This is a genomic window from Rahnella sp. CJA17(1/100), from assembly GCF_963881615.1.
GTDB lineage: Bacteria > Pseudomonadota > Gammaproteobacteria > Enterobacterales > Enterobacteriaceae > Rahnella > Rahnella aceris.
In genome coordinates, this window is record NZ_CAWOJA010000093.1 from 199,148 (window position 1) to 222,836 (window position 23,689).

Here is a 23,689-nt window from a genome sequence, read left to right on the forward strand (position 1 = left end):
TACCCGAGCTTATGCCCACCGCCGCCAACTGGTTTTTATATATGCTGAGAACCCCCACCGGGATGTTGTATACCGGCATCACGACAGACGTGCAGAGGCGTCTCGGCCAGCATCAGTCGGGTAAAGGGGCGAAATCGTTGCGTGGAAAAGGGGAATTACAGCTGGCATTCCAGTGCCCTGCGGGTGACCGCTCGCTGGCATCAAAGCTGGAAATAAAAGTCAAAAAACTGAGTAAGGCGCAGAAAGAGCTGCTGGTGAGAAACGCGCCGGAATGCCTGGAAAATTATCTGGGATTAGCGGAAAGCGGGAAATAAAAAAGGCCGGAAACCGGCCTTTACTGCCTCTGAGTAAAATCAGAAACGGTTAAATGCTGAAGGGAAAACCACTTCCCCGCTGGCGTCAGACAACGCATCGTCTGATAAGGTGAACAACTGGAACGCCGCTTCGGTACCAATCCAACGGCAATGCAGCCCGTGAACGGCAGCAGGTTTAAAACCGAAACGGTTGTAATAGGCGGGATCACCCAATACCACGACGGCGGCGTAACCAAATTCATTCAGGGAATCTAACCCTTCGTATACCAGTTTTTCGCCCAGCCCCTGCCCCCGCAGAGATTGCTCTACCACCAGCGGTACCAGCGCGACCCAGTTGCGGTCTTCGCCCTGGATATCCACCGGACAGAACGCCACATAACCCACCACGCCACCTTCATCGTCGGTCGCGACCACGCCAAGCGTCAGGAGACCATCTTCGCGCAATTCCTGCACCAGATCAGCTTCTGCGCCGGTCGGGAATGAGGCGCGCAGCAGACGGTCTATGCCCGCAGCATCGACCGGAATTTCAGTACGGATTAACATGGCTCAGCTACCGGAGTTTTTGACCCGCGGTCCTCCTGCAGTCCCGCTTCAACGAAATCGGCCAGACGCAGCAGACCGTTTTTCAGCAACAGCGGCATGGTATCGAGATCGATAGAATCCATCAGATTTTTCACATACAGACCGAGCTCGGTGTCACCTTCAATGCGCAGACGTCGCTGGAAGAAAAGCGTATCCGGGTCTTCTTTGCGTGCGGCGATCAGGATCAGGTCGTTGGCACTTCCGCTGAAGCTGACATCCGCCTCGCCGTGTTCAGCGATCACCAGCTTGCCTTCGTCCACCGACATCAGCCAGCTCAGATTCAGATCGCTGACATCAATTTTCAGCCATCGACCTTCGAGGAAATCCAGTTCGCCATCAGCCAGCGCCTGACGAAGCTGCCAGCTCAGCACCTGTTGCACAACCTGACGCTGCAACGCAAACGGCGTAAATTTCAAAGGCACACTCAACAGGGATGGGCCCTGGCGGACCAAACGTGCACGTAGTTTTTGCAACACTGGCACTACTCCTTTCGGTAACTTTTCGGCAAGTTTTAAGGCAGTTATACGGCCTATTTTGACACATTGCCGGGAACGTTCAGCGGTCTACATCAATAAATACTGCAACAGAAAAACGCCACGTACAACCTCCCCGACGGCGGGAAGCCCTTCAACGCCGCAGAAACTGCCTCAAATCAAAATATTGCATCCCTGCCTTCTCTAAAATAGTTCACCAATCAAAGCCCTGACTGATGAATGAATGACGTCGGCAACTGGCTTTTCATCACCCCAACTTTTCAGCTTTGGCTGACCGGTTGCAGTAAGGAACGAGAATGGAGCTACTTTGCCCGGCAGGAAATTTACCTGCGCTGAAAGCGGCAATCGACAATGGCGCTGATGCGGTTTATATCGGTCTGAAAGATGACACCAATGCGCGCCATTTCGCCGGCCTGAATTTTACAGAAAAAAAGCTGCAGGAAGCCGCCAGTTATGTTCACCGCCACCGCCGTAAACTGCATATCGCCATCAATACGTTTGCACATCCTGACGGCTATCAGCGCTGGGAACGCGCGGTGGATATGGCGGCACAGCTCGGCGCTGATGCGCTGATTCTGGCAGATCTGGCGATGCTGGATTACGCGGCGAATAAATATCCCCACGTTGAGCGCCATGTGTCGGTGCAGGCTTCCGCCACCAATGACGAAGCCATTCGTTTTTATAAACGCAACTTTGATGTCGCCCGTGTGGTATTGCCGCGTGTGCTTTCCATGCATCAGGTGCGTCAGCTTTCCCGTACTACCGTTGTGCCGCTGGAAGTGTTCGCGTTCGGCAGTTTGTGCATTATGGCCGAAGGCCGCTGCTATCTTTCGTCTTATCTGACCGGTGAATCGCCAAATACCGTCGGTGCCTGTTCTCCGGCGCGATTCGTGCGCTGGCAACAGACCGCACAGGGCATGGAATCACGGCTGAATGATGTCCTGATCGACCGTTATGAAGAAGGCGAAAACGCCGGTTATCCGACGCTGTGCAAAGGTCGTTATCTGGTGGATGGCGCGAAATACCATGCGCTGGAAGAACCGACCAGCCTGAATACGCTGGAATTATTACCGGAACTGTTCGCCGCGAATATTGCCTCGGTGAAAATTGAAGGACGCCAGCGCAGCCCGGCGTACGTCAGCCAGGTCGCGCGCGTATGGCGTGCGGCCATCGACCGCTGTATGGCCGATCCGCAAAACTTCAAAACCGATGAAGCCTGGATGAACACGCTGGGTTCCATGTCTGAGGGCACACAAACGACGCTCGGTGCCTATCACCGCAAGTGGCAGTAACTGAAGAGACGATGATGAAATATTCTTTAGGCGCCATCCTTTATTACTGGCCGAAAGCACAGGTTGAAGATTTTTATCAGGCCGCGGCGGCCAGCAGTGCGGATGTGATTTACCTCGGCGAAAATGTGTGTACTAAACGCCGTGAAATGAAAGTGAACGACTGGCTGGAGATCGCCCGTCAGCTGGCAGCAACCGGCAAACAGGTGGTGATTTCCACGCTGGCGTTGTTACAGGCACCGTCCGAGCTTAACGAACTGAAACGTTATGTGGAGAATGGCGAGTTTTTGCTGGAAGCCAATGATTTCGGCGCGGTGAATATGGCGGCTGAGCGTAACCTGCCGTTTGTCGTCGGCCATGCGCTGAACTGCTATAACGCGGTCACGCTGAAAATCCTGCAAAAACAGGGCATGGTGCGCTGGTGTATGCCGGTCGAGCTTTCCCGCGACTGGCTGGTGAACCTGCTGAACCAGTGTCAGGATCTGGGCATCCGCGATAAGTTTGAAGTGGAAGTGTTGTCCTACGGACATCTGCCGCTGGCGTATTCGGCGCGCTGTTTTACCGCACGCTCAGAAAACCGGGCGAAGGATGAATGTGAAACCTGCTGCATCAATTATCCGCAGGGCCGCAAAATGCTGTCTCAGGAAAATCAGCAAGTGTTCGTGCTCAACGGCATTCAGACGCAGAGCGGGTATTGCTATAACCTCGGCAATGAACTGACGTCTATGCAGGGACTGGTGGATATTGTGCGTCTGTCGCCGGAAACCATCGGCACGCTCGCCACACTCGAAGCGTTTCGTACTAACGAACGTGGTCTGCATCCGCTGACGCTCACCGATAAAGCCGACTGTAACGGCTACTGGCAGCGCGTCGCCGGACTGGAACTGCGTCAGTAACCGCACGCAGACAAAATTAAAAGGGGATATGACGTTGCGGTCATATCCCTTTTTTTTATGCGCGGGGATGCTTCGGCCGAAACATCGCGCGCAGCCGGACACCATCGCGCAGCATGCCCACAGCAATGCCGATGAATGTGTAAAACACGCAGAGGATCAGCAGCATCATAATGTCGCCACCAACGTCTTTAAACGGCAATCCCATCTGATTCACACCGGCAATCGCTTTAGTCGCCCACGTTGAAGGGAGCATCGAAGAAATGGCCCGAACCCACGCGGGCATCGCCTGCAACGGCCAGATGGTACCGGAAATATAGAACACTGGCGTAGTCAGGAAGGCCAGCGTCAGGTAAATCAGCTCCACGCTGCGCAGGCATTCCGTCACCAGTTTTCCTAAGCCCAGAACCGCCAGCAGGAACGGGAAGGTCAGCAGCAAAATTTCAGGAATGGTGGCCGTTTGCCGGTAACCCAATACCCACGGCCACAGCACAAACAATACGATCGACAGAAACAGCCAGACCGGGATCAGCGCTGAAATCCCCCCCAGAAAAGCCGGGATCGAAGGTTTCCCGGCAGGCCCGCTATTGAGCACAATACTGACACGCACGCTGGCGATCAGCAGCGAGTGCTGCAATAACATCACCAGCAAGCCGGGGAAAATAATCGCGGCAAAACTGATGCCGGGGTTAAACACGTCAAGCGACTGGCCGAGGATCGGCGAAAGCACCACGCTGGCCTGACGCTCACTGAAACCGTTACTGAGCAGCAAATCCGTATTGTACTGCGTGAGGATCGACTGATACGCCGCGAGCACATCCTGCTGGATTTGCCCGTTTGCCAGCCGGTTAGTCGCATCGCCGTACACCGGGATCACGATGTTTTGTCCGGCGAGGATCTTCTTCTCCAGATCGACCGGCATGATGATCACCGCGAACAGTTTTCGCAGCGCCAGATCGTGTTCCGCTTCCGCCAGATTGTCATAAGCGACAGTGGCAATTTTCGATCCCGCATCAAGCTGACGGGCCAGCATGCGACTGGCGGTGCTGTGATCCTGGTCGATCACCGCGACGGGCAAATCCCACACCGTACGGTTGGCATACACCAGACTCATCACGCACAGTGAAAGCAGCAACATCATCCACATCGGTTTATCGAGCAAACCGGTGAGCACTTTACCGAAGGTTTTCCACCAGGTTTTAACCCATTCGCGACCGGTCATTGTCCTGGCTCCTGTTGTTTCATCCGCATATACAGGCGTTTACGTACCAGCAAACTGGTCAGCAGCGGATAGACCAGCAGGATGCAGCACACCATCAGGATGCCGCGCACCGACACTTCGCGCAGGAAAACGTCAAACATGGCGGCCAGTGCGTAACTCAGGGGTTCGATGCCGGAGATAATACGGGCGGGCAGTGGCATCGACAGTACCGGTACCGCCATTCCCGAGAATGTCAGCGCGATACTGACGAAAATCCCCATCATGGTGTAAGCCGTGATCGTGGTTTTGGTGAAGGTGAAAAGCAGCAATCCAAGGCTTTGTGCGGCGATCACATAGAAAAAACCGATCAGCAGCATATATAAGGGATTACCGCTGACACGTGCGTCAAAGAACCCGACCAGCATAGCGATTTCCACCATCAGCAAAGTGGTGAAACACAACGTATACGGTGCGAGTTTGCCGAGCAATGCCAGAGTGAAAGAAGGCGCGCTGAGTAAGGCCTGACTGCGCGCCATCACGTAGATCATGCAGGTTACTGTAAACAATTGCAGCAGGTGAATGGTCGCGGCAAATTGCTGGTAATAGATGTAGCTGCCGCTGGCGTTAAATAAGCTGCCATAAGAGACATCGACGCTTGCCAGCGACGGCAGCGTTTTGCCCATTTCTGTCGCAATGATTGAACGGTAACGGGTGTTAAGTTCGGTGATCAGTCCGCTGAAATCCTGAGTGGAGTACAGTCCGGCACCATAGAATAAAGCGTTGTAATAGAGCACCGCACTGGGCTGTTTTCCAGCCAGCACGTCGGCTTCGAAGTCGTTGGGAATATACAAAAGCGCGTAATCCTGCGCGGTACGCAGACGGTATTCCGCTTCCGGTAAGCCGCCTTCGAAAGCCTGCACGTGCGCATGGGAACCGGCGTCCAGTTTACGGATCAGCGTTTTGGACAGCGGGCTGTGATCGTTGTCGACCACAGAAACCGGTAAATCCAGCAAAGTGCCTTCCGAAAAGTTGCTGCTGATGAGCCCGAAAAGCAGCAAAGGGAAAATCCAGCACAACCAGTGAATCACCGGCTTGCGGAAAGCGTGCCGGGTCTCGCGGGTAAAAGCCCGACTGAAACAGCGCCATGCGGCTTTTACCCTTTCACTGCGCGGCGCTTTGACCGGTCTCACTTAGCTTTCCATTGCCACAACGCGCTCATGCCCTGTCGTAATCCGGGCACCGGTTTCGCAGGGTACAGACGCACTTCAAAGGTTTTTAAATCAAAGTCGCCGGTCGCACGCGTGGCACGTTTGGTCGCATAATCGCCGAGCGGTGCAATGTAGCGCACTTCAGCTTCGATCATCTGGTTATTCAGCGCCGGAACGCGCATCTGGACTTTATCGCCTTTACGCACGCCCGCCAGAATATCTTCCCGCAGGTTAAACACGAAATACGCATCAGGCAGACGAACTAACGTCAGTAACGGACTCGAGGCATTTTGCAGCTCGCCGACTTCCACGGGAACTGGCCCGACTTCACCATCAACCGGTGCTTTAACCTGCAAATCATCGGTTTGCGCTTTCACTTCCAGCAGATCTTCTTCCGCCTGACGCAACTGGGCGGCATAGCTTTCACGTTGCTCAACGCGGTCGCCGTTGACGCCTTCATCCAGATTAGCTTTGGCGACTAATACCTGCTGATAAGCACTGTCGCGGGCACGGCGGGAATCTTCTAAATCAGAAGCAGAAATAAAGCCTTTAGTCGCCACTTTGGCATTACGGTTATAAAGATCACGTGCATTAATGTATTCCGCCTGCGACTGCGCCAGCGTGGCTTTCAGGTTACGGATACTTTCTTCACGGGTGCCGTTAACGGAAAGATCAAGCTGGGCTTTTGCCTGATCGCGCGCCGCTTCGGCCGCGCGCAACTGCGCCATCAGCTCGGGGCTGTCGAGGGTGATCAATAGCTGCCCGGCTTTGACATCGTCGCCGCGTTCCACATGGCGTTCTATGACGCGGCCCTTAGCTTTCGACGCCACAATCACTTCCGGCGCGTCAACTTCGCCCTGTAACAAGAGATCCTGATTGTGCGCCCGAAACAGCACCGCCAGAGAAACCGCAACGGCGACCAGCAGGAGGGTCAATAAAATTCGTTTACTCATCGGTGCGACACCCTTTTTGTTTGCCCGTTTTTAACACAAAACAACATATTGGCTGAAATGATAGTTTAAGTTATTTCAATCTGATTTTAGGATGTTTAAACGGCATTTAAGAGCACAAATGCCGTATTCAATACGTCAGCATTGGGTAATACTCGTTCTAATTATGAGCGGAGTGAATACTTTCTCCCCTCACCTCCATTAAGAGTGAGCTGCGATTATGTCTGATAAAAACACCGTTCCCCTTTCCGTTCTCGATCTGGCACCGGTTCCGCAAGGCGCGGATCCTGCCCGCGCATTCCAGTGTTCACTGGAACTGGCACAGCATGCCGAGAAATGGGGCTACCAGCGTTACTGGATGGCAGAGCACCACAATATGACCGGCATCGCCAGTGCGGCAACCTCTGTGCTGCTGGGGTATATCGCGGGTGGGACGAAAACGATTCGTGTGGGTTCCGGCGGCGTGATGCTACCAAACCACTCACCGCTGGTGATTGCAGAACAGTTCGGTACGCTCGCCACGCTCTATCCGAACCGTGTGGATCTGGGGCTGGGCCGTGCGCCGGGTACCGATCAGCGCACCATGATTGCCCTGCGCCGCCATCTTTCCGGTGAAATCGATAACTTCCCGCAGGATGTGCAGGAATTGCAGATGTACTTCGGTGATGTTCAGCCTCAGCAGCCGGTTCAGGCCGTGCCCGGCCAGGGTTTGCATGTGCCGATCTGGTTACTCGGCTCCAGCCTGTACAGCGCTCAACTGGCGGCGGCCCTCGGCCTGCCATTTGCCTTCGCCTCACATTTCGCACCAGACATGCTGTATCAGGCGTTAGCGATTTACCGCAGCAAGTTCCAGCCTTCCGCGCAGCTTGAGAAACCGCACGCAATGGTCTGTATCAATGCCATTGCTGCCGATACGGATGAAGAAGCGCGCCGGATGTTCACCTCTAATCAGCAGCAGTTCATCAATTTGCGTCGCGGCATGCCGGGCAAACTGCCTGCGCCGGTCGATAACATCGAAAGCTTATGGTCCGCTCAGGAACGTTTTGGCGTGGATAATGCGCTGCGTATGTCGGTGGTCGGCAATAAAGAAACGGTGCGTCAGGGTCTGCAAAATATTCTGCGTGAAACCGAAGCCGATGAACTGATGATCAACGGCCAGATTTTTGATCATCAGGCACGCCTGCATTCATTCGAGATTGTTTCACAGCTTCAAGGTGAACTGGTTAAAGCGCAGCGTATTGGCTAACCGGCCCCGTAAATTGCAGACGAAAAAAAAACCAGCCTGATGAAGGCTGGTTTTTTATTATCTTAAGATCAGCGAACTGAAATCAGATTATGCGTCAGAAGTACGACGTGGTGCGCGGCTTGGCGGACGACGGTCACCTGCGGCTGAAGCGCCTTCACGACGGTCACCACTGAAAGTACGTGGAGCACCAGTACCACGGGCACCTTCACGACGTTCACCGTTGAACGGACGCGGAGCACCGTTACCACGACGCTCACCGCCAGCACCGGCCGGACGATCACGACGTGGAGCCTGTGGCACCGCATCACCGATCAACTGCATGTTCATCGGTTTATTCAGGATACGTGTACGGGTGAAGTGAGACAGGATCTCGCCCGGCATACCTTTCGGCAATTCGATAGTAGAGTGCGTACCGAACAGCTTGATGTTACCGATGTAACGGCTGCTGATGTCGCCTTCGTTAGCGATAGCGCCAACGATGTGACGAACTTCAACGCCATCGTCACGACCCACTTCGATGCGATACAGTTCCATTTCGCCAGCGTCACGACGCTCACGACGTGGGCTGTCGCCATCACGTGCAGGACGATCATTGCTACGTACCGGACGGTCACGACGATCGCCACGATCACCGCGGTCACCACGTTCTTCGAATTCACGACGTGGTGGACGGCTTTTGAAGACCGGATCCGCTGCAACGATCAAAGGACGTTCGCCCTGTGCCATTTTCAACAGTGCCGCCGCCAGTGTTTCAATGTCCAGCTCTTCTGCAGGTTGCAGTTTCGCCAGCAGCGCACGGTATTGATCCAGATCGCTGCTTTCCAGTTGTTGCTGAACTTTCGCTGCAAACTTAGCCAGACGACGTTCGCCCAGAACTTCTGCAGTTGGGATTTCAACTTCTGGAATGGTCAGCTTCATGGTGCGTTCAATGTTACGCAGCAAACGACGTTCACGGTTCTCAACGAACAGCAGTGCGCGACCCGCACGGCCAGCACGACCGGTACGACCGATACGGTGAACGTAAGATTCTGAGTCCATCGGGATGTCGTAGTTAACAACCAGGCTGATACGTTCTACATCGAGGCCACGTGCTGCCACGTCGGTTGCGATCAAAATGTCCAGACGGCCATCTTTCAGACGTTCCAGAGTCTGCTCGCGCAGTGCCTGGTTCATGTCACCGTTCAGTGCAGCACTGCTGTAGCCACTGCGTTCCAGCGCTTCAGCCACTTCCAGCGTTGCGTTTTTGGTACGAACGAAGATGATCGCCGCATCAAAATCTTCTGCTTCCAGGAAACGCACCAGCGCTTCGTTTTTGCGCAGACCGTAGACAGACCAGTAGCTCTGGCTGATGTCAGGACGCGTGGTCACGCTTGACTGGATACGCACTTCCTGAGGATCTTTCATGAAGCGACGGGTAATGCGACGGATAGCTTCTGGCATAGTTGCAGAGAACAACGCGGTCTGATGTTCAGCCGGGATCTGCGCCATGATAGTTTCGACGTCTTCGATGAAGCCCATACGCAGCATTTCATCAGCTTCGTCCAGCACCAGGCCACTCAGGTTAGAGAGGTTCAGGGTGCCGCGTTTCAGGTGGTCCAGCAGGCGGCCCGGTGTACCCACAACAACTTGTGGTCCCTGACGCAGTGCGCGCAACTGGACGTCATAGCGCTGGCCGCCATAAAGGGCAACCACATTCACGCCATGCATGTGTTTAGAGAAATCAGTCATTGCTTCAGCAACCTGAACCGCCAGTTCGCGGGTAGGTGCCAGAACAAGAATTTGTGGTGCTTTCAGTGAAGCATCAATATTGTGCAGCAGCGGTAAAGAGAATGCGGCTGTTTTACCGGAACCTGTCTGAGCCATACCCAGAACGTCGCGGCCACTTAACAGGTGAGGAATACACTCAGCCTGGATTGGTGAAGGTTTTTCGTAGCCCAAATCAGTAAGGGCAGAAATGATCGGAGCAGACAGCCCCAGGTCAGCAAAAGAGGTTTCAAACTCAGTAGTCATGTACACGTGCCTCATTAATAATGGCAGCCAGTCTACATAACTCGTCGAGAAAATTTTCAGTCATTTTCATTGAAAAGTGTGAACCGGCTCAAATTAGATTATAAAACGAACAAAGCAACCCTCGCCCGTTAAGGCGCTTAAAAATGGTAAATACCATGATTAAAAGGCTGATTGGTGTCGTCAGCTATTGCTGGTCCGATTCTGATAGGTCGTCTTGCTCATGGCCCAAAAGCGCCAATTCCAACAATGCATAGCGGTGCTCAACAAAGTTATGGACGTTGTTAGCTACCGTCAGTTTGAACAGTGCCGCGGCGCTGTTCTTGTCCCCCAGACTTAGGTAATGTTTACCTAAATAGAAGTCAGTTTCACTGAGATGCTCAGCGAGCGAAGTGTTATCCGTTGCTTCTGCCTTGAGGCGTTCCATCAGCGTAGATTCGCTGATTTTGCCCAGGTAGAATTCGACGATATTCCATCCCCATTGCCCTCTGTCCGCTTTGTCATAACGCTGTTGAAGCGCTACGTCGGCATTCTTTGGATTGATTTCTCGCTCCGCAAGATAAAGCCATAACGAACGGAAGGGATCATTTGGATCGTCTCGATAAAACGCCTGCAGATCATCCTGCGCTAACGAGAATCGGCCACCGTAATACAGGGCGATACCTCGGTTCAAACGCGCGTAGTTGTAAGTTGGATCAAGCTCTAGTACAGAATCAAACGCTTCATAGGCAGCATCGAAATTGCCTGCCTGCGTTAGGTAAATCCCCAGGTAGTTAAAAACTTCTGGCATATCAGGACGAATAGACAGCGCTTGTGAAAAATCATTTCGCGCCAGTGCTCTTAGCCCGAGACTATCATACAGCACACCGCGTTCATATAATAGCTGTGCTCTCTCATCATCGGTTAATGACCGACTGGCAAGTATTTGTTCCATGCGTGCCAGGATGACTTCCTGCTGCAACGTCGGCTGCAACGGAATCGCCAGAACTTCATTTTTACGCCAATCATGGTTGCTGCATCCTGCCAACATAAGTGCTGTCGCAACATAACACCAGCGCAAGAAAGGCTTCATTTCTACTCCCGGAGACAAACATTGGATGAACATCCTGTCATCCGCTTGCTTAACACAAACGCGTCCTGCGTCCGTGAGACGAACAGCTCCTTCCCAAATGGAAAGGAGCTGTAAAACTTCTGTTACAGATTATTCTGCTGTAGGTTGCTCAGTTGTTTCGTCCTGAGAAGGTGCGGTAGCTTCTTTGATGCTCAGACGCACACGACCCTGACGGTCAACTTCGAGAACTTTAACCGGAACTTCCTGGCCCATCTGCAGGTAATCAGTCACTTTCTCTACACGCTTGTCAGCGATTTGAGAAATATGCACCAGACCTTCTTTACCGCCGCCGATGGCAACAAATGCGCCAAAGTCTACGATACGGGTCACTTTACCCTGATAGATACGGCCAACTTCGATTTCAGCAGTGATCTCTTCGATACGACGAATAGCGTATTTCGCTTTCTCGCCGTCGGTGGCTGCGATTTTCACAGTACCGTCATCTTCGATTTCGATCGTGGTGCCGGTTTCTTCGGTCAGCGCACGAATCACAGAACCACCTTTACCGATCACGTCCTTGATTTTGTCCGGGCTGATCTTGATGGTGTGGATACGCGGAGCAAACTGAGAGATATCGCCACGTGGAATGCTGATAGCTTGTTCCATCACGCCCAGAATGTGCAGACGTGCACCCTTAGCCTGATTCAGAGCCACCTGCATGATTTCGCGGGTGATACCTTCGATTTTAATGTCCATTTGCAGCGCGGTGATACCGTCGCGGCTACCGGCCACTTTAAAGTCCATGTCGCCCAGATGATCTTCGTCACCCAGAATGTCGGACAGAACGATAAAGCTTTCGCCTTCTTTAACCAGACCCATTGCGATACCCGCAACAGCGGCTTTAATCGGAACACCTGCGTCCATCAGGGCCAGAGATGCGCCACAAACAGAAGCCATTGAAGATGAACCGTTGGATTCAGTGATTTCAGAAACCACACGTACGGTGTACGGGAAGTCTTCTGGTTTTGGCATCATCGCCAGCACGCCACGCTTAGCAAGACGGCCATGGCCAATCTCACGACGTTTTGGCGAACCCACCATCCCAGTTTCACCTACTGAGTACGGAGGGAAGTTGTAATGGAACAGGAAGCTGTCAGTTTTCTCGCCCATCAGCTCATCCAGGTTCTGTGCATCACGCGCAGTACCCAGAGTGGCAGTGACCAGCGCCTGAGTTTCACCACGGGTGAACAAAGCAGAACCGTGAGTACGTGGCAGAACGCCAGTGCGCACGTCCAGACCACGGATCATGTCTTTTTCGCGACCATCAATACGCGGCTCGCCACGCAGCACACGGCTACGAACCACATTCTTCTCGATGCTGCCCAGAATGTCAGAGATTTCACCAGCGTCCAGGGATTCGTCTTCAGCCTGCAGAGCCTGAACAACGTCAGCTTTGATCACATTAATCTGGTTGTAACGTTCTTGTTTCTCGGTGATCAGGTACGCATCACCCAGACGGGATTCAGACAAGGCAGCGACGCGAGCGTGCAGCTCTGCGTTAACCGCTTCTGGCTGCCAGTCCCATTTCGGCTTACCAACTTCAGCAACCAGTGAGTTGATGTTGTCGATAACGATTTGTTGTTGTTCGTGGCCGAATACCACTGCGCCCAGCATCTGATCTTCGCTCAGCACTTCAGCTTCAGACTCAACCATCAGAACCGCGCCCTGAGTACCGGCAACAACCAGGTCCAGACGGCTTGTTTTCAGCTCATCTGCGGTTGGGTTCAGAACATACTGATCGTTGATGTAACCAACGCGTGCAGCACCGATCGGGCCATTGAATGGAATACCAGACAGGCTCAGGGCAGCAGACGCACCGATCATCGCAACGATGTCAGGGTTAACTTGTGGGTTCAGAGAAACTACCGTCGCGATAACCTGAACTTCATTCAGGAAAGAGTCCGGGAATAACGGGCGAATCGGGCGGTCAATCAGACGTGAAGTCAGTGTTTCGCCTTCACTTGGACGGCCTTCGCGACGGAAGAAGCTACCCGGGATACGACCAGCAGCGTAAGTACGCTCCTGATAGTTAACAGTCAGCGGGAAGAAGCTCTGACCTGGTTTAGCTTTTTTCTGGCCAACAACGGTAACGAATACCGCGGTGTCGTCCATGCTAACCATAACAGCGGCAGTTGCCTGACGAGCCATCATGCCAGTTTCCAGCGTAACGGTGTGCTGGCCGTATTGGAATTTACGAATAGTCGGATTAAGCAATGTAATGTCCTTTTGTATGACGCGCAGCTGTTATGACAGCAGTTCACGCCGATAAATATCCGAGCTTCTCACTACATTCTCGCGACTAATGACAATCCTTATATACCTGGCAATGTGGTAATAAAGTCTCTCATTAGCCGCGCGAAAACATCTGTAACGGAAGTTCATGTTCTTAGAATAACAGTAGAAACCGCAGCCATACAGTACCCTGATTTGGCTGAGCTTCCTAGAATAAAGGGGCCTATTGGCCCCTTTACACTGAAACTCGCTTGATTAGCGACGCAGACCCAGACGTTCGATCAGGCCGGTGTAACGCGCTACATCTTTACGCTTCAGGTAGTCCAGCAGTTTACGACGCTGAGAAACCATACGCAGCAGACCACGACGGCTGTGGTGATCTTTTTTGTGTTCTGCAAAGTGACCTTGCAGATGGTTAATTTGAGCAGTCAGCAGAGCAACCTGAACTTCGGTAGAACCACTGTCGTTAGTGCCGCGACCGAAGTCGGAAACGATCTGAGCCTTAGCTTCAACGCTTAGAGACATAATCTTACTCCAAAATATTATAGATAATTAAACGGGTGCCGATCTCTAATTCAGCAACCCAATGCATAAGCTGCGCTATTCTACCCTTTGCTATATATGATCGCAAGGTGGGCAGAAAGCGCTTAGTCGGTGTATTCAACGACCAGACGACGTGGCGCAATGCGGCCATCATCATCAATTTCTCCTACACCGATAAACTTACGTTCTTCGCCTTCAGTGATGCGAACCATACCGCTGACGGGCGCACCAGATGCCTGAACAGGTTGACCCTGTTTGACATATCCGGCCACCACAGGCAACAGATTCACTTCCGGGAAATCTTCACATGCGCTATCCATCGGCAACAACAAAGGATCCAGCAGCAAGCGCGGCTCAATGCCCTGCTCTTCTGCCTGAGCGATCAGCTCATGGAGTTTTTCCATAGTGACCATTCGCTCTGAAGGATAAGTTGCCACCTGCAAACGACGCAGATAAGTCACGTGCGCACCACAGCCCAGTTTCTCACCAAGATCATCGACAATCGTGCGGATGTAAGTGCCTTTTGAGCAATGAATCTCCAGCTCAACATCAAAGCCTTCCCAGCGTATAAACTGCAATTCATACACGGTAATGCTGCGTGATTCTCGCGGGACTTCGATGCCCTGACGTGCATATTCGTACAGTTTTTTCCCTTCATATTTCAATGCTGAATACATGGAAGGAATTTGCTGAGTTTCTCCGCGGAAACTGTCGAGTGCGTCGTCCAGTTGCTGCTGAGTGAAAGTCATTTCACGTTCGGAAATGATGGCACCTTCGGCGTCTGACGTATCCGTACGTTGTCCCATGCGGGCAATCACGCGATAGCGTTTGTCAGAATCAAGCAGGAACCGGGAAAACTTGGTCGCTTCACCCAGGCACAGCGGCAGCATACCGGTGGCTAAAGGATCGAGCGCACCGGTATGGCCTGCGCGGTTAGCGTTATAAAGGCGTTTAACCTTTTGCAGGGCATCGTTAGAAGACAAGCCTAAAGATTTGTCCAGTAGCAGAACGCCGTGTATGTCACGGCCGCGGCGACGTGGGCGACTCATTATGCTTCCTCGTCATCGCCTGCAGCTGAACGGCGTTCAGCATCGTTCTTCACGACATTGGTCACCAGATTGGACATACGCATACCTTCAACCAAAGAGTTGTCGTAAGCGAAAGTCAGTTCTGGTACGACACGTAAACGCATCGCTTTACCGATCAGGGTACGGATGAAACCTGACGCGTCCTGCAAAGCTTTGATGCCATTTTTGACACGATCAGGATCGTGATTGTCAGTCGTCAGCACGTCCAGGAAGGTGACGAACACTTTGGCATACGCCAGGTCGCGTGATACTTCTACGCCTGAAACTGTCGCCATGCCTACGCGCGGGTCTTTGACTTCACGCTGTAAGATGATGGCGATTTCTTTTTGCATCTCCTGGGAGACACGTTGAGTACGGCTAAATTCTTTTGCCATGATGCTTTTCTCCTCACTTGCTCCAGATAAATAAGGGGGCGCAAGGCCCCCATCTGGATATCAGCTACTTCGCAAACGTTAAGCGATAGTACGTTTGATCTCGATGATTTCGAAGACTTCGATCACATCACCAGTACGCACATCGTTGTAGTTCTTAACGCCAATACCACATTCCATGCCGTTACGCACTTCAGCAACGTCATCTTTGAAGCGACGCAGGGATTCCAGTTCGCCTTCGTAGATCACCACGTTTTCACGCAGTACACGGATTGGGTTGTTACGCTTGATCATACCTTCAGTCACCATACAACCTGCGATAGCACCGAATTTAGGTGACTTGAACACGTCACGAACTTCAGCCAGGCCGATGATTTGCTGTTTGTATTCTGGCGCCAACATACCGCTCATCGCCTGTTTGACTTCGTCAATCAGGTTATAGATGACAGAGTAGTAACGCAGATCCAGGCTTTCGCTTTCTACGACGCGGCGGGCAGAAGCATCTGCACGGACGTTGAAGCCCAGAATGATCGCGTTAGAAGCAGCGGCCAGTGTCGCATCAGTTTCAGTGATACCACCGACACCCATACCGACGATCTTAACTTTAACTTCGTCAGTAGAAAGGCTTTGCAATGCATCGGAAATCGCTTCACAAGAACCCTGAACGTCTGACTTCAGAACGATGTTCAGTTCAGAAACTTCACCTTCAGTCATGTTCGCAAACATGTTTTCCAGTTTAGATTTCTGCTGGCGAGCCAGTTTAACTTCGCGGAATTTACCCTGACGATACAGAGCAACTTCACGGGCTTTTTTCTCATCACGTACAACGGTAACTTCATCCCCCGCAGCCGGTACACTGGACAGACCCAGTACTTCGACAGGGATAGAAGGACCCGCAGACGTAATATCACGCCCCATTTCGTCACGCATCGCACGGACACGGCCGTATTCAAAGCCACACAGAATGATGTCGCCTTTGTTCAGCGTACCTTCCTGAACCAGTACGGTAGCAACCGGGCCACGACCTTTGTCCAGGAAGGACTCGATCACAACGCCGCTTGCCATACCGGTGCGAACTGCTTTCAGTTCCAGAACTTCGGCTTGCAGCAAGATAGCTTGCAGCAAATCGTCAATACCGGTACCGACTTTTGCAGAAACGTGGATGAACTGAGATTCGCCGCCCCACTCTTCCGGCATAACGCCGTATTGAGACAGTTCGGTACGAACACGGTCCGGATCAGCATCTGGCTTATCAATTTTGTTCACTGCAACCACGATTGGCACGCCAGCAGCTTTCGCATGCTGTACGGCCTCGATGGTTTGTGGCATCACGCCATCATCTGCAGAAACAACCAGTACAACGATATCCGTTGCCTGAGCACCACGAGCACGCATTGAGGTAAACGCGGCGTGTCCCGGAGTATCCAGGAAGGTGATCATGCCGTTTTCGGTTTCTACGTGGTAAGCACCGATATGCTGGGTAATACCACCGGCCTCGCCTGCTGCCACTTTCGTTGAACGAATGTAGTCAAGCAATGAGGTTTTACCGTGGTCAACGTGGCCCATGATGGTCACAACCGGAGCGCGTGGCTCAGCGGCTGCAGAAGCACCCGTGTCACGATCGCTCATCAGCGCTTCTTCCAGCTCGTTCTCACGACGCAGGATAACTTTATGACCCATTTCTTCTGCAACCAGTTGAGCAGTTTCCTGATCAATGACCTGGTTGATGGTGGCCATGGCGCCCAGTTTCATCATGGTTTTGATGACCTGAGAACCTTTAACTGCCATTTTGTTTGCCAGCTCAGCAACAGTAATGGTTTCACCCACTACAACATCACGGTTCACGGCAACAACAGGCTTGTTAAAGCTCTGCTGTAAGGTACTTGGCTTACGCTTACCTTTACCGTTACGGCCAACAGCACGGGCTTCTTCGCGATCCGCTTTAGATTCGGACAGCTTGTTGCCTTTTTTCTGTTTGGTTGCTTTGCCACCGCGAGTACGGCTGCGACGTTCGCCTTCAACTTTGGCGTCATTTTCGTCTTCAGCAGCACGAGCATGGGTAGAAGTGGTGACATGATAGTCAGCAGATTCTGATTCGCTTGGTGCAGTAGCTTCAGTCCAGACACCAGAGTCAGCCATTTTACGGGCCTCTTCTGCGATGCGCTTGGCGTTTTCTTCAATCTTACGCTGGGCTTCTTCTTCCGTTTTGCGTTTCAGCTCTGCGGCTTCAGCTTCACGGCGTGCTTTCTCTGCCTGAGCTGGTTTAGTTACTTCATCGGTATTTTGGTTGGTCACTTTATCTTTTTCCGCTGCATCACGCTTAGCTTTATCAGCGGCCTCACGTTTAGCTTGCTCTTCGGCGGCGCGTTTGGCTTTTTCCTGAGCTTCGCGCTGGGCTTGCTCCGCTGCTGCACGCTGTGCCTGTTCTTCCGCGTCACGCTTCGCCTGCTCTTCCGCTTCGGCCTGGGCAAGTTCTGCCTCGGTCATATCACGTTTAACATAAGTGCGTTTCTTGCGGACCTCGATTTGCACCGATTTACTCTTCCCGCCGGTGCTCGGAATATTCAGTGTACTACGCGTTTTGCGTTGTAACGTCAGTTTGTTTGACGCACCTGAATTTCCACCATTCAGATGCGACAATAAAGTTTCTTTTTCTTGCTGGGTCACAGAGTCAGCTTCGGACTTCGAGATCCCTGCATCAGCAAATTGCTGTACCAGGCGATCTACCGGAGTCTGAATCTCTGCCGCCAGCGATTTTACAGTTACATCTGTCATGCTGTTCCTTCCTGCTACAGTTTATTACGCGTTGTCGCCAAACCAGCAGATATTGCGCGCGGCCATGATAAGTTCACCAGCCTGCTCGTCAGTAAGACCTTCAATATCAGCCAGATCGTCGACACCCTGCTCGGCAAGATCTTCCAGCGTACAAACCCCTTGTGCAGCCAGTTTAAATGCCATGCTACGTTCCAGACCCGCCAGATTAAGCAGATCGTCAGCAGGCTTTTTGTCACCGAGACTTTCTTCCTGAGCTAAAGCCAGTGTGGTCAGCGCTTCTTTCGCACGTTCGCGCAGCGCATCCACGGTGTCTTCATCCAGGCCGTCGATTTCAAGTAGTTCGTTAACTGGCACGTAAGCCAGTTCTTCAAGCGTAGAGAAACCTTCTTCAACCAGAACCGTGGCGAAATCTTCATCGATGGCCAGATATTTGGTAAAGGTATCAATCGCAGCGTGTGCCTCAGCCTGATGTTTGGCTTGCAGGTCGTCTGCTGTCATCACGTTCAGTTCCCACTTGTCATCACCACGATGCTGTTTCAACAATTGGGAGGCCAAACGCACGTTCTGGCCATTGCGGCCAATCGCCTGTGCCAGATTGCTGGCTTCAACGGCGATATCCATGGTGCATTTATCTTCATCAACTACGATGGAAGCGACGTCTGCCGGTGCCATTGCGTTGATAACAAATTGCGCAGGATTGTCATCCCAAAGGATGATATCAATGCGTTCACCGCCCAGTTCACTGGAAACGGCCTGAACGCGTGCACCACGCATGCCGACACAAGCACCGACCGGGTCGATACGTTTGTCGTTAGTTTTTACAGCGATTTTTGCACGGGAACCCGGATCACGAGCTGCCGCTTTAATTTCGATCAGTTCTTCGCCAATTTCCGGCACTTCGATGCGGAACAGTTCAATCAGCATCTCGTTTCGTGAACGGCTGACGAACAGCTGAGCACCACGTGCTTCAGGGCGAACATCATACAGCACCCCACGAATACGGTCGCCGGAGCGGAAGTTTTCACGAGGAAGCATGTCTTCTCGCAGGATAACAGCTTCAGCGTTGCTGCCTAAATCCAGCGCAATACTGTCACGGTTAACTTTCTTAACGACGCCAGTAACAATTTCACCTTGCTGCTCACGGAACTGATCAACCACCATCGCGCGTTCTGCTTCACGTACCTTCTGTACGATAACTTGTTTAGCAGTCTGCGTAGTGATGCGGTCGAAAGTGACCGACTCAATTTGATCTTCAATATATCCGCCGAGGTCGATTGACGGATCTTCGTATTGTGCAGCTTCGAGGGTGATTTCACGGGTCGGCTGAGTCACTTCGTTGACTGCTACCCAGCGACGGAAAGTATCGAAGTCGCCTGTTTTGCGGTCAATGCTGACGCGGACTTCGATTTCCTGCTCGTATTTTTTCTTGGTCGCCGTTGATAATGCAATTTCCAGCGCTTCAAAAATCTTCTCGCGCGGGAGGGATTTTTCATTAGAAACTGCTTCTACAACAGCCAGAATCTCTTTGTTCATCCTAGTTGCCTCTTCCAAACTCTTTAAAAGTGGGGTACCAGGTTCGCTTTCTGGATGTTGCTCAGTGCGAACACTTCATCTTTCCCTTCCACTGTCACCGTGATCATCTCGCCTTCGACAGCTTTAATGATGCCTTGCCATTTGCGGCGGTTTTGCACTGCCATGCGCAAAACAACACTGACTTCATCGCCAAGAAAACGTTGATAATGTTCAGCGGTGAACATAGGACGATCAAGGCCTGGAGAGGAAACTTCCAGGTTGTAGGCGACAGTGACTGGATCTTCAACGTCCAGCACAGCGCTCACCTGGTGGCTGACATCAGCACAATCATCAACATTGATCCCGGCGTCACTATCAATATAGATGCGCAACGTCGATTGGCGAGCCCGAACGAACTCGATGCCCACCAGCTCAAAGCCAAGTGCCTCGACTGGTGCTGTAATCAGCTCTGTTAATTTTTGTTCTAATGTGGACAAGCCCACCCCCAAGACATAAAAAAAGGGCTAAATAGCCCAGTGATTCTGTTGCCAAATAACAAAAAACCCCGATAAATCGGGGCTTTATGCAACTGGACCCTATTCGCCGCATAGCGGCTTCGGTACAACTTTCGCGAAGTGTTGTTTTCAAATTGAAGCTGCAGAACATCACAGGAAGATACTGAAAGTCTATTTGAAATAAACACTTAGGGAAAGTGGTTGCGGGGGCCGGATTTGAACCGACGACCTTCGGGTTATGAGCCCGACGAGCTACCAGGCTGCTCCACCCCGCGTCCGAAAACGTGGCAAATACTACGCCGATAACCGCTAAAAAGCAAATTATCATAAAGATTGGTACCGAGGACGGGACTTGAACCCGTAAGCCCATTCGGGCACTACCACCTCAAGGTAGCGTGTCTACCAATTCCACCACCTCGGCACTCTTTTTTTTCACAATCGCTTATACTGTCCAAGCATAAGCCACTGTTTGAAAACTTAGCTTCTTTGATAAGAAGTTTACTGCTTAGTGAGGAACGTCACTGTTAGGCGCTGCTGGAGCTGCCGGTGCAGTCGTCTGCTCAGTTTTAGCTGGCTGACTCAGGTTTTCCCACTCACTGCCTTTTTGGCCTTTATTGGTGCTCATGTTCCCGAGAATCAAACTAATGATAAAGAACAATGCTGCCAAAACGCCGGTCATGCGGGTCATGAAGTTACCGGAACCACTCGAACCGAACAATGTGCCAGAAGCACCTGCCCCGAAAGAGGCTCCCATATCAGCGCCTTTACCTTGTTGCAGCATAACCAGAGCGATAAGCCCAATTGCTACGATAAGGAAAATCACCAGAAGAGCGTCGTACATAGTAGTACCTGTATCCTCGCGGGTTCACCGCATGCCAATTGCTTCTCACCATTTAGCAGGTCATCAAAGGACCCACTGAAGCGGGTGTGAATACTAACCAAAGCCGTATTACCGTGCAAGGGCAATTTTCATCAAACTGTTCGTTTGCGGAAAAAAACGGCAAATCGGGATAAAACATGCTGCCAGGAGGTCCGGCAGCGAGAAACTCACCGAAAATTTACCGTTTTTTATCGGCTTACGCTTTGACCGCTTTGACGGCATCCGCAATACGGTTGGCCAGTTTTTCCACCAGTTCGGCATCTTCCCCTTCGACCATTACGCGCAGCAGAGGTTCGGTACCTGATTTACGCAACAGCACCCGACCGCGGCCCGCTAACTGCTTTTCAACTTCAGCCGTGACCTGCTTAACCTCATCGGATTCCAGCGGATCATGTTCACCAGCAAAACGGACGTTGATCAGGATCTGCGGAAGCAATTTCATGCCGCTGCACAGGTCATGCAAGCTCATATGATTGCGCACCATCGCGGTAAGCACTTGCAAACCTGCCACAATGCCATCACCGGTAGTGGTTTTATCCAGCAAAATGATATGGCCTGAGTTCTCAGCCCCGATCCGCCAACCTTTTTCCTGCATTTTTTCCAGTACGTAGCGATCACCTACTTTCGCACGGGTAAAGGGAATGCCCAGTTGCTTTAAGGCCAGCTCGAGGCCCATATTGCTCATCAGCGTGCCGACAGCACCGCCTTTCAACTGGCCCTGACGAAGCCCTTCACGCGCAATGATGTAGAGGATTTGGTCGCCATCAACTTTATTGCCTTCGTGATCAACCATGATCAGGCGATCACCATCGCCGTCAAAAGCCAGCCCGACATCTGCTTTTTCAGCCAGAACACGCTGCTGCAACTGACGGACATCCGTTGCGCCGCACTCTTCGTTGATGTTCATCCCATCCGGCTCACAGCCGATAGCGATGACTTTTGCCCCCAATTCGCGCAAAACGCTAGGTGCAATGTGATAAGTAGCGCCGTTGGCACAGTCGACCACAATTTTCAGACCGTTCAGACTCAGTTCTGTCGGGAATGTGCCTTTACAGAATTCGATGTAACGACCGGCGGCATCCACGATGCGGCTGGCTTTACCCAGTTCGGCAGATTCAACACATGTCAGTGGTTTTTCAAGCTCAGCTTCAATCGCCTCTTCCACTTCGTCAGGTAATTTAGTCCCGTCGATTGTGAAAAACTTAATGCCGTTATCGTAGTAAGGATTATGCGAGGCTGAAATAACGATGCCCGCTTCTGCACGGAAAGTACGTGTCAGGTAAGCCACGGCAGGCGTTGGCATCGGGCCGGTGAAAGAAGCCGATAAACCTGCAGCAGCAAGCCCTGCCTCTAACGCTGATTCCAGCATATAACCCGAAATGCGGGTATCTTTACCGATGATCACTTTACGCGAACCGTGGCGTGCTAATACTTTGCCAGCCGCCCAGCCTAGTTTCAGAACAAAATCAGGGGTAATCGGGGTATCGCCCACTTTTCCGCGGATGCCATCTGTCCCAAAGTATTTACGGTTGCTCATAATTAGTTTTTATCCCTTGCAGAAAGTGTCGCTTCCACGATACGCATCGCTTCAACGGTTTCTTTTACATCATGTACACGCACGATCTTAGCACCTTGCATGGCAGCGATCACAGCACAAGCAACACTTCCGGTAACCCGTTTCTCAGGAGAAACATGCAGAAGTTGCCCCACCATGGATTTCCTCGACATCCCCACTAACAATGGCATGCCAAAGTGATGAAAATCAGCCAACCGTGCGAGCAACTGATAGTTATGCTCCAAATTTTTACCGAAACCGAAGCCCGGATCGAGCAACAATTTTTCTTTCGCAATGCCGGCTTTAACACAACGGGCAATTTGCTCAAAAAAATACTGATCCACCTGCGCAACGACATTGTCGTAATGCGGGGCATGCTGCATCGTTTTGGGGTCACCCTGCATATGCATCAGACAAACAGGTAAACCCGTTTCGGCCGCAGCCTGTAGCGCACCGGGCTCCTGAAGTGAACGGATATCGTTGATCAGATGCATGCCCGCATTTGCCGCTTCACGGATCACGGCGGCTTTTGAGGTATCCACGGAGATCCAGACATCAAAACGCCGCGCAATAGCTTCGACTACCGGCACCACACGGGCCAGTTCCTCATCTTCGCTGACTTCTGCTGCACCAGGGCGGGTCGATTCACCACCGATGTCGAGAATTGTCGCGCCTGCATCAACCATTGCCTGAGCATGTCTGAGAGCAAGATCAAGCGTGTTATGTCGCCCGCCATCGGAAAATGAGTCGGGGGTAACGTTCAGGATCCCCATAACCTGGGGGAAAGTGAGATCCAATCTGGACTCTCTGGCTGTGAGGTGCATAAATCACGTCCCTTCTGATCAATCAATAAAGGCTTTTCAAATTCCGAGGCAAAGAATGCACGCATAAAAAACCCCGGGCAAGCCCGGGGTTGAGTGTCA

The 23,689-nt window shown here is 52.1% G+C and carries 22 protein-coding genes and 2 tRNA genes; 4 read left to right on the plus strand and 20 right to left on the minus strand.

Annotated elements, in window-relative coordinates; all coding sequences use genetic code 11:
- The first annotated feature begins 11 nt into the window (after positions 1 to 11).
- Positions 12 to 314, plus strand: coding sequence for a GIY-YIG nuclease family protein (locus AACU55_RS25560; RefSeq protein WP_013573835.1), 303 nt, complete (start codon positions 12 to 14; stop codon positions 312 to 314).
- A 39-nt stretch (positions 315 to 353) separates the two neighbouring features.
- On the opposite strand, the gene AACU55_RS25565 is transcribed toward AACU55_RS25560, so the two are convergent.
- Together AACU55_RS25565 and ubiT are read right to left on the minus strand one after the other, a co-directional pair.
- On the minus strand, positions 354 to 857 hold the full coding sequence (locus AACU55_RS25565) for a GNAT family N-acetyltransferase (protein ID WP_134706405.1): 504 nt from the start codon (positions 855 to 857) through the stop codon (positions 354 to 356).
- Positions 851 to 1,372: a ubiquinone anaerobic biosynthesis accessory factor UbiT gene (gene ubiT, locus AACU55_RS25570; protein ID WP_013573833.1), complete on the minus strand. Its 522-nt coding sequence runs from the start codon at positions 1,370 to 1,372 to the stop codon at positions 851 to 853. The genes AACU55_RS25565 and ubiT overlap by 7 nt, the downstream gene beginning before the upstream one ends.
- A gap of 314 nt (positions 1,373 to 1,686) precedes the next feature.
- Between ubiT and ubiU the strand changes: the two genes are divergently transcribed.
- Together ubiU and AACU55_RS25580 are read left to right on the plus strand one after the other, a co-directional pair.
- Positions 1,687 to 2,682, plus strand: coding sequence for a ubiquinone anaerobic biosynthesis protein UbiU (ubiU, locus tag AACU55_RS25575; RefSeq protein ID WP_013573832.1), 996 nt, complete (start codon positions 1,687 to 1,689; stop codon positions 2,680 to 2,682).
- A gap of 14 nt (positions 2,683 to 2,696) precedes the next feature.
- On the plus strand, positions 2,697 to 3,575 hold the full coding sequence (locus AACU55_RS25580) for a U32 family peptidase (protein ID WP_037034224.1): 879 nt from the start codon (positions 2,697 to 2,699) through the stop codon (positions 3,573 to 3,575).
- Positions 3,576 to 3,630: 55 nt separating this feature from the next.
- Here the strand turns inward: AACU55_RS25580 and AACU55_RS25585 are convergent, their stop codons facing one another.
- Genes AACU55_RS25585 through AACU55_RS25595 form a run of 3 tightly spaced genes read right to left on the minus strand, consistent with a single transcriptional unit; the run spans position 3,631 to position 6,934 of the window.
- Positions 3,631 to 4,794, minus strand: a complete 1,164-nt coding sequence (locus AACU55_RS25585) for an ABC transporter permease (RefSeq protein ID WP_013573830.1) — start codon at positions 4,792 to 4,794, stop codon at positions 3,631 to 3,633.
- Positions 4,791 to 5,963, minus strand: a complete 1,173-nt coding sequence (locus tag AACU55_RS25590) for an ABC transporter permease (RefSeq protein ID WP_134706407.1) — start codon at positions 5,961 to 5,963, stop codon at positions 4,791 to 4,793. The genes AACU55_RS25585 and AACU55_RS25590 overlap by 4 nt, the downstream gene beginning before the upstream one ends.
- Positions 5,960 to 6,934 carry an HlyD family secretion protein gene (locus tag AACU55_RS25595; RefSeq protein ID WP_037034231.1) on the minus strand — a complete coding sequence of 325 codons (975 nt, stop codon included), beginning with the start codon at positions 6,932 to 6,934 and terminating at the stop codon, positions 5,960 to 5,962. The genes AACU55_RS25590 and AACU55_RS25595 overlap by 4 nt, the downstream gene beginning before the upstream one ends.
- Before the next feature lie 217 nt (positions 6,935 to 7,151).
- Here AACU55_RS25595 and AACU55_RS25600 point away from each other — a divergent pair, with 217 nt between their 5' ends.
- The gene (locus AACU55_RS25600) at positions 7,152 to 8,177 is read left to right on the plus strand and encodes a luciferase-like monooxygenase (RefSeq protein WP_121020150.1); all 1,026 of its coding nucleotides are present in this window, start codon (positions 7,152 to 7,154) and stop codon (positions 8,175 to 8,177) included.
- 87 nt (positions 8,178 to 8,264) lie between these two features.
- On the opposite strand, the gene AACU55_RS25605 is transcribed toward AACU55_RS25600, so the two are convergent.
- The 15 genes from AACU55_RS25605 to folP all read right to left on the minus strand — a co-directional run bounded on the left by AACU55_RS25605 (position 8,265) and on the right by folP (position 23,590).
- Positions 8,265 to 10,187: a DEAD/DEAH family ATP-dependent RNA helicase gene (locus AACU55_RS25605; RefSeq protein ID WP_134706409.1), complete on the minus strand. Its 1,923-nt coding sequence runs from the start codon at positions 10,185 to 10,187 to the stop codon at positions 8,265 to 8,267.
- On the minus strand, positions 10,177 to 10,257 hold the full coding sequence (gene yrbN, locus AACU55_RS25805) for a protein YrbN (RefSeq protein WP_096335046.1): 81 nt from the start codon (positions 10,255 to 10,257) through the stop codon (positions 10,177 to 10,179). Before yrbN ends, AACU55_RS25605 begins: the two co-directional genes overlap by 11 nt.
- Positions 10,258 to 10,371: 114 nt before the next feature.
- A complete protein-coding gene (gene nlpI / locus AACU55_RS25610; RefSeq protein ID WP_014333708.1) occupies positions 10,372 to 11,256 on the minus strand; it encodes a lipoprotein NlpI in 885 nt (294 codons plus the stop codon).
- A 129-nt stretch (positions 11,257 to 11,385) separates the two neighbouring features.
- Entirely contained in the window at positions 11,386 to 13,509 is a 2,124-nt protein-coding gene (pnp, locus tag AACU55_RS25615; protein ID WP_134706411.1) for a polyribonucleotide nucleotidyltransferase, read from the minus strand.
- Positions 13,510 to 13,782: 273 nt separating this feature from the next.
- Positions 13,783 to 14,052 carry a 30S ribosomal protein S15 gene (gene rpsO / locus AACU55_RS25620; protein ID WP_013573823.1) on the minus strand — a complete coding sequence of 90 codons (270 nt, stop codon included), beginning with the start codon at positions 14,050 to 14,052 and terminating at the stop codon, positions 13,783 to 13,785.
- A gap of 122 nt (positions 14,053 to 14,174) precedes the next feature.
- Positions 14,175 to 15,119, minus strand: a complete 945-nt coding sequence (truB, locus tag AACU55_RS25625) for a tRNA pseudouridine(55) synthase TruB (protein ID WP_013573822.1) — start codon at positions 15,117 to 15,119, stop codon at positions 14,175 to 14,177.
- On the minus strand, positions 15,119 to 15,532 hold the full coding sequence (gene rbfA / locus AACU55_RS25630) for a 30S ribosome-binding factor RbfA (RefSeq protein ID WP_014333704.1): 414 nt from the start codon (positions 15,530 to 15,532) through the stop codon (positions 15,119 to 15,121). The genes truB and rbfA overlap by 1 nt, the downstream gene beginning before the upstream one ends.
- Positions 15,533 to 15,610: 78 nt before the next feature.
- Complete coding sequence (gene infB / locus AACU55_RS25635) at positions 15,611 to 18,304, minus strand: translation initiation factor IF-2 (protein WP_013573820.1); 2,694 nt, start codon at positions 18,302 to 18,304, stop codon at positions 15,611 to 15,613.
- Between the two features lie 24 nt (positions 18,305 to 18,328).
- Positions 18,329 to 19,837 (minus strand): transcription termination factor NusA, encoded by a 1,509-nt coding sequence (nusA, locus tag AACU55_RS25640; protein WP_013573819.1) that lies wholly within the window; start codon positions 19,835 to 19,837, stop codon positions 18,329 to 18,331.
- A 23-nt stretch (positions 19,838 to 19,860) separates the two neighbouring features.
- Positions 19,861 to 20,313: a ribosome maturation factor RimP gene (gene rimP, locus AACU55_RS25645; protein WP_014411570.1), complete on the minus strand. Its 453-nt coding sequence runs from the start codon at positions 20,311 to 20,313 to the stop codon at positions 19,861 to 19,863.
- 216 nt (positions 20,314 to 20,529) lie between these two features.
- Positions 20,530 to 20,606, minus strand: a tRNA-Met gene (locus AACU55_RS25650).
- Positions 20,607 to 20,665: 59 nt separating this feature from the next.
- A tRNA-Leu gene (locus AACU55_RS25655) sits at positions 20,666 to 20,752 on the minus strand.
- Between the two features lie 84 nt (positions 20,753 to 20,836).
- Positions 20,837 to 21,172, minus strand: a complete 336-nt coding sequence (secG, locus tag AACU55_RS25660) for a preprotein translocase subunit SecG (RefSeq protein ID WP_013573818.1) — start codon at positions 21,170 to 21,172, stop codon at positions 20,837 to 20,839.
- A gap of 235 nt (positions 21,173 to 21,407) precedes the next feature.
- The gene (glmM, locus tag AACU55_RS25665; RefSeq protein ID WP_134706413.1) at positions 21,408 to 22,748 is read right to left on the minus strand and encodes a phosphoglucosamine mutase; all 1,341 of its coding nucleotides are present in this window, start codon (positions 22,746 to 22,748) and stop codon (positions 21,408 to 21,410) included.
- A 2-nt stretch (positions 22,749 to 22,750) separates the two neighbouring features.
- Positions 22,751 to 23,590 carry a dihydropteroate synthase gene (folP, locus tag AACU55_RS25670; RefSeq protein ID WP_134706415.1) on the minus strand — a complete coding sequence of 280 codons (840 nt, stop codon included), beginning with the start codon at positions 23,588 to 23,590 and terminating at the stop codon, positions 22,751 to 22,753.
- Between the last annotated feature and the right edge of the window lie 99 nt (positions 23,591 to 23,689).

What these genes read in the sequence shown, in the direction of transcription:
- AACU55_RS25560 (WP_013573835.1), top strand. Translation starts at nt 12, where the DNA reads ATGCCCACCGCCGCCAACTGGTTTTTATATATGCTGAGAACCCCCACC.
- AACU55_RS25565 (WP_134706405.1), bottom strand. Translation starts at nt 857, where the DNA reads ATGTTAATCCGTACTGAAATTCCGGTCGATGCTGCGGGCATAGACCGT.
- ubiU (WP_013573832.1), top strand. Translation starts at nt 1,687, where the DNA reads ATGGAGCTACTTTGCCCGGCAGGAAATTTACCTGCGCTGAAAGCGGCA.
- AACU55_RS25580 (WP_037034224.1), top strand. Translation starts at nt 2,697, where the DNA reads ATGAAATATTCTTTAGGCGCCATCCTTTATTACTGGCCGAAAGCACAG.
- AACU55_RS25585 (WP_013573830.1), bottom strand. Translation starts at nt 4,794, where the DNA reads ATGACCGGTCGCGAATGGGTTAAAACCTGGTGGAAAACCTTCGGTAAA.
- AACU55_RS25595 (WP_037034231.1), bottom strand. Translation starts at nt 6,934, where the DNA reads ATGAGTAAACGAATTTTATTGACCCTCCTGCTGGTCGCCGTTGCGGTT.
- AACU55_RS25600 (WP_121020150.1), top strand. Translation starts at nt 7,152, where the DNA reads ATGTCTGATAAAAACACCGTTCCCCTTTCCGTTCTCGATCTGGCACCG.
- AACU55_RS25605 (WP_134706409.1), bottom strand. Translation starts at nt 10,187, where the DNA reads ATGACTACTGAGTTTGAAACCTCTTTTGCTGACCTGGGGCTGTCTGCT.
- yrbN (WP_096335046.1), bottom strand. Translation starts at nt 10,257, where the DNA reads ATGAAAATGACTGAAAATTTTCTCGACGAGTTATGTAGACTGGCTGCC.
- nlpI (WP_014333708.1), bottom strand. Translation starts at nt 11,256, where the DNA reads ATGAAGCCTTTCTTGCGCTGGTGTTATGTTGCGACAGCACTTATGTTG.
- rpsO (WP_013573823.1), bottom strand. Translation starts at nt 14,052, where the DNA reads ATGTCTCTAAGCGTTGAAGCTAAGGCTCAGATCGTTTCCGACTTCGGT.
- truB (WP_013573822.1), bottom strand. Translation starts at nt 15,119, where the DNA reads ATGAGTCGCCCACGTCGCCGCGGCCGTGACATACACGGCGTTCTGCTA.
- rbfA (WP_014333704.1), bottom strand. Translation starts at nt 15,532, where the DNA reads ATGGCAAAAGAATTTAGCCGTACTCAACGTGTCTCCCAGGAGATGCAA.
- infB (WP_013573820.1), bottom strand. Translation starts at nt 18,304, where the DNA reads ATGACAGATGTAACTGTAAAATCGCTGGCGGCAGAGATTCAGACTCCG.
- nusA (WP_013573819.1), bottom strand. Translation starts at nt 19,837, where the DNA reads ATGAACAAAGAGATTCTGGCTGTTGTAGAAGCAGTTTCTAATGAAAAA.
- secG (WP_013573818.1), bottom strand. Translation starts at nt 21,172, where the DNA reads ATGTACGACGCTCTTCTGGTGATTTTCCTTATCGTAGCAATTGGGCTT.
- glmM (WP_134706413.1), bottom strand. Translation starts at nt 22,748, where the DNA reads ATGAGCAACCGTAAATACTTTGGGACAGATGGCATCCGCGGAAAAGTG.
- folP (WP_134706415.1), bottom strand. Translation starts at nt 23,590, where the DNA reads ATGCACCTCACAGCCAGAGAGTCCAGATTGGATCTCACTTTCCCCCAG.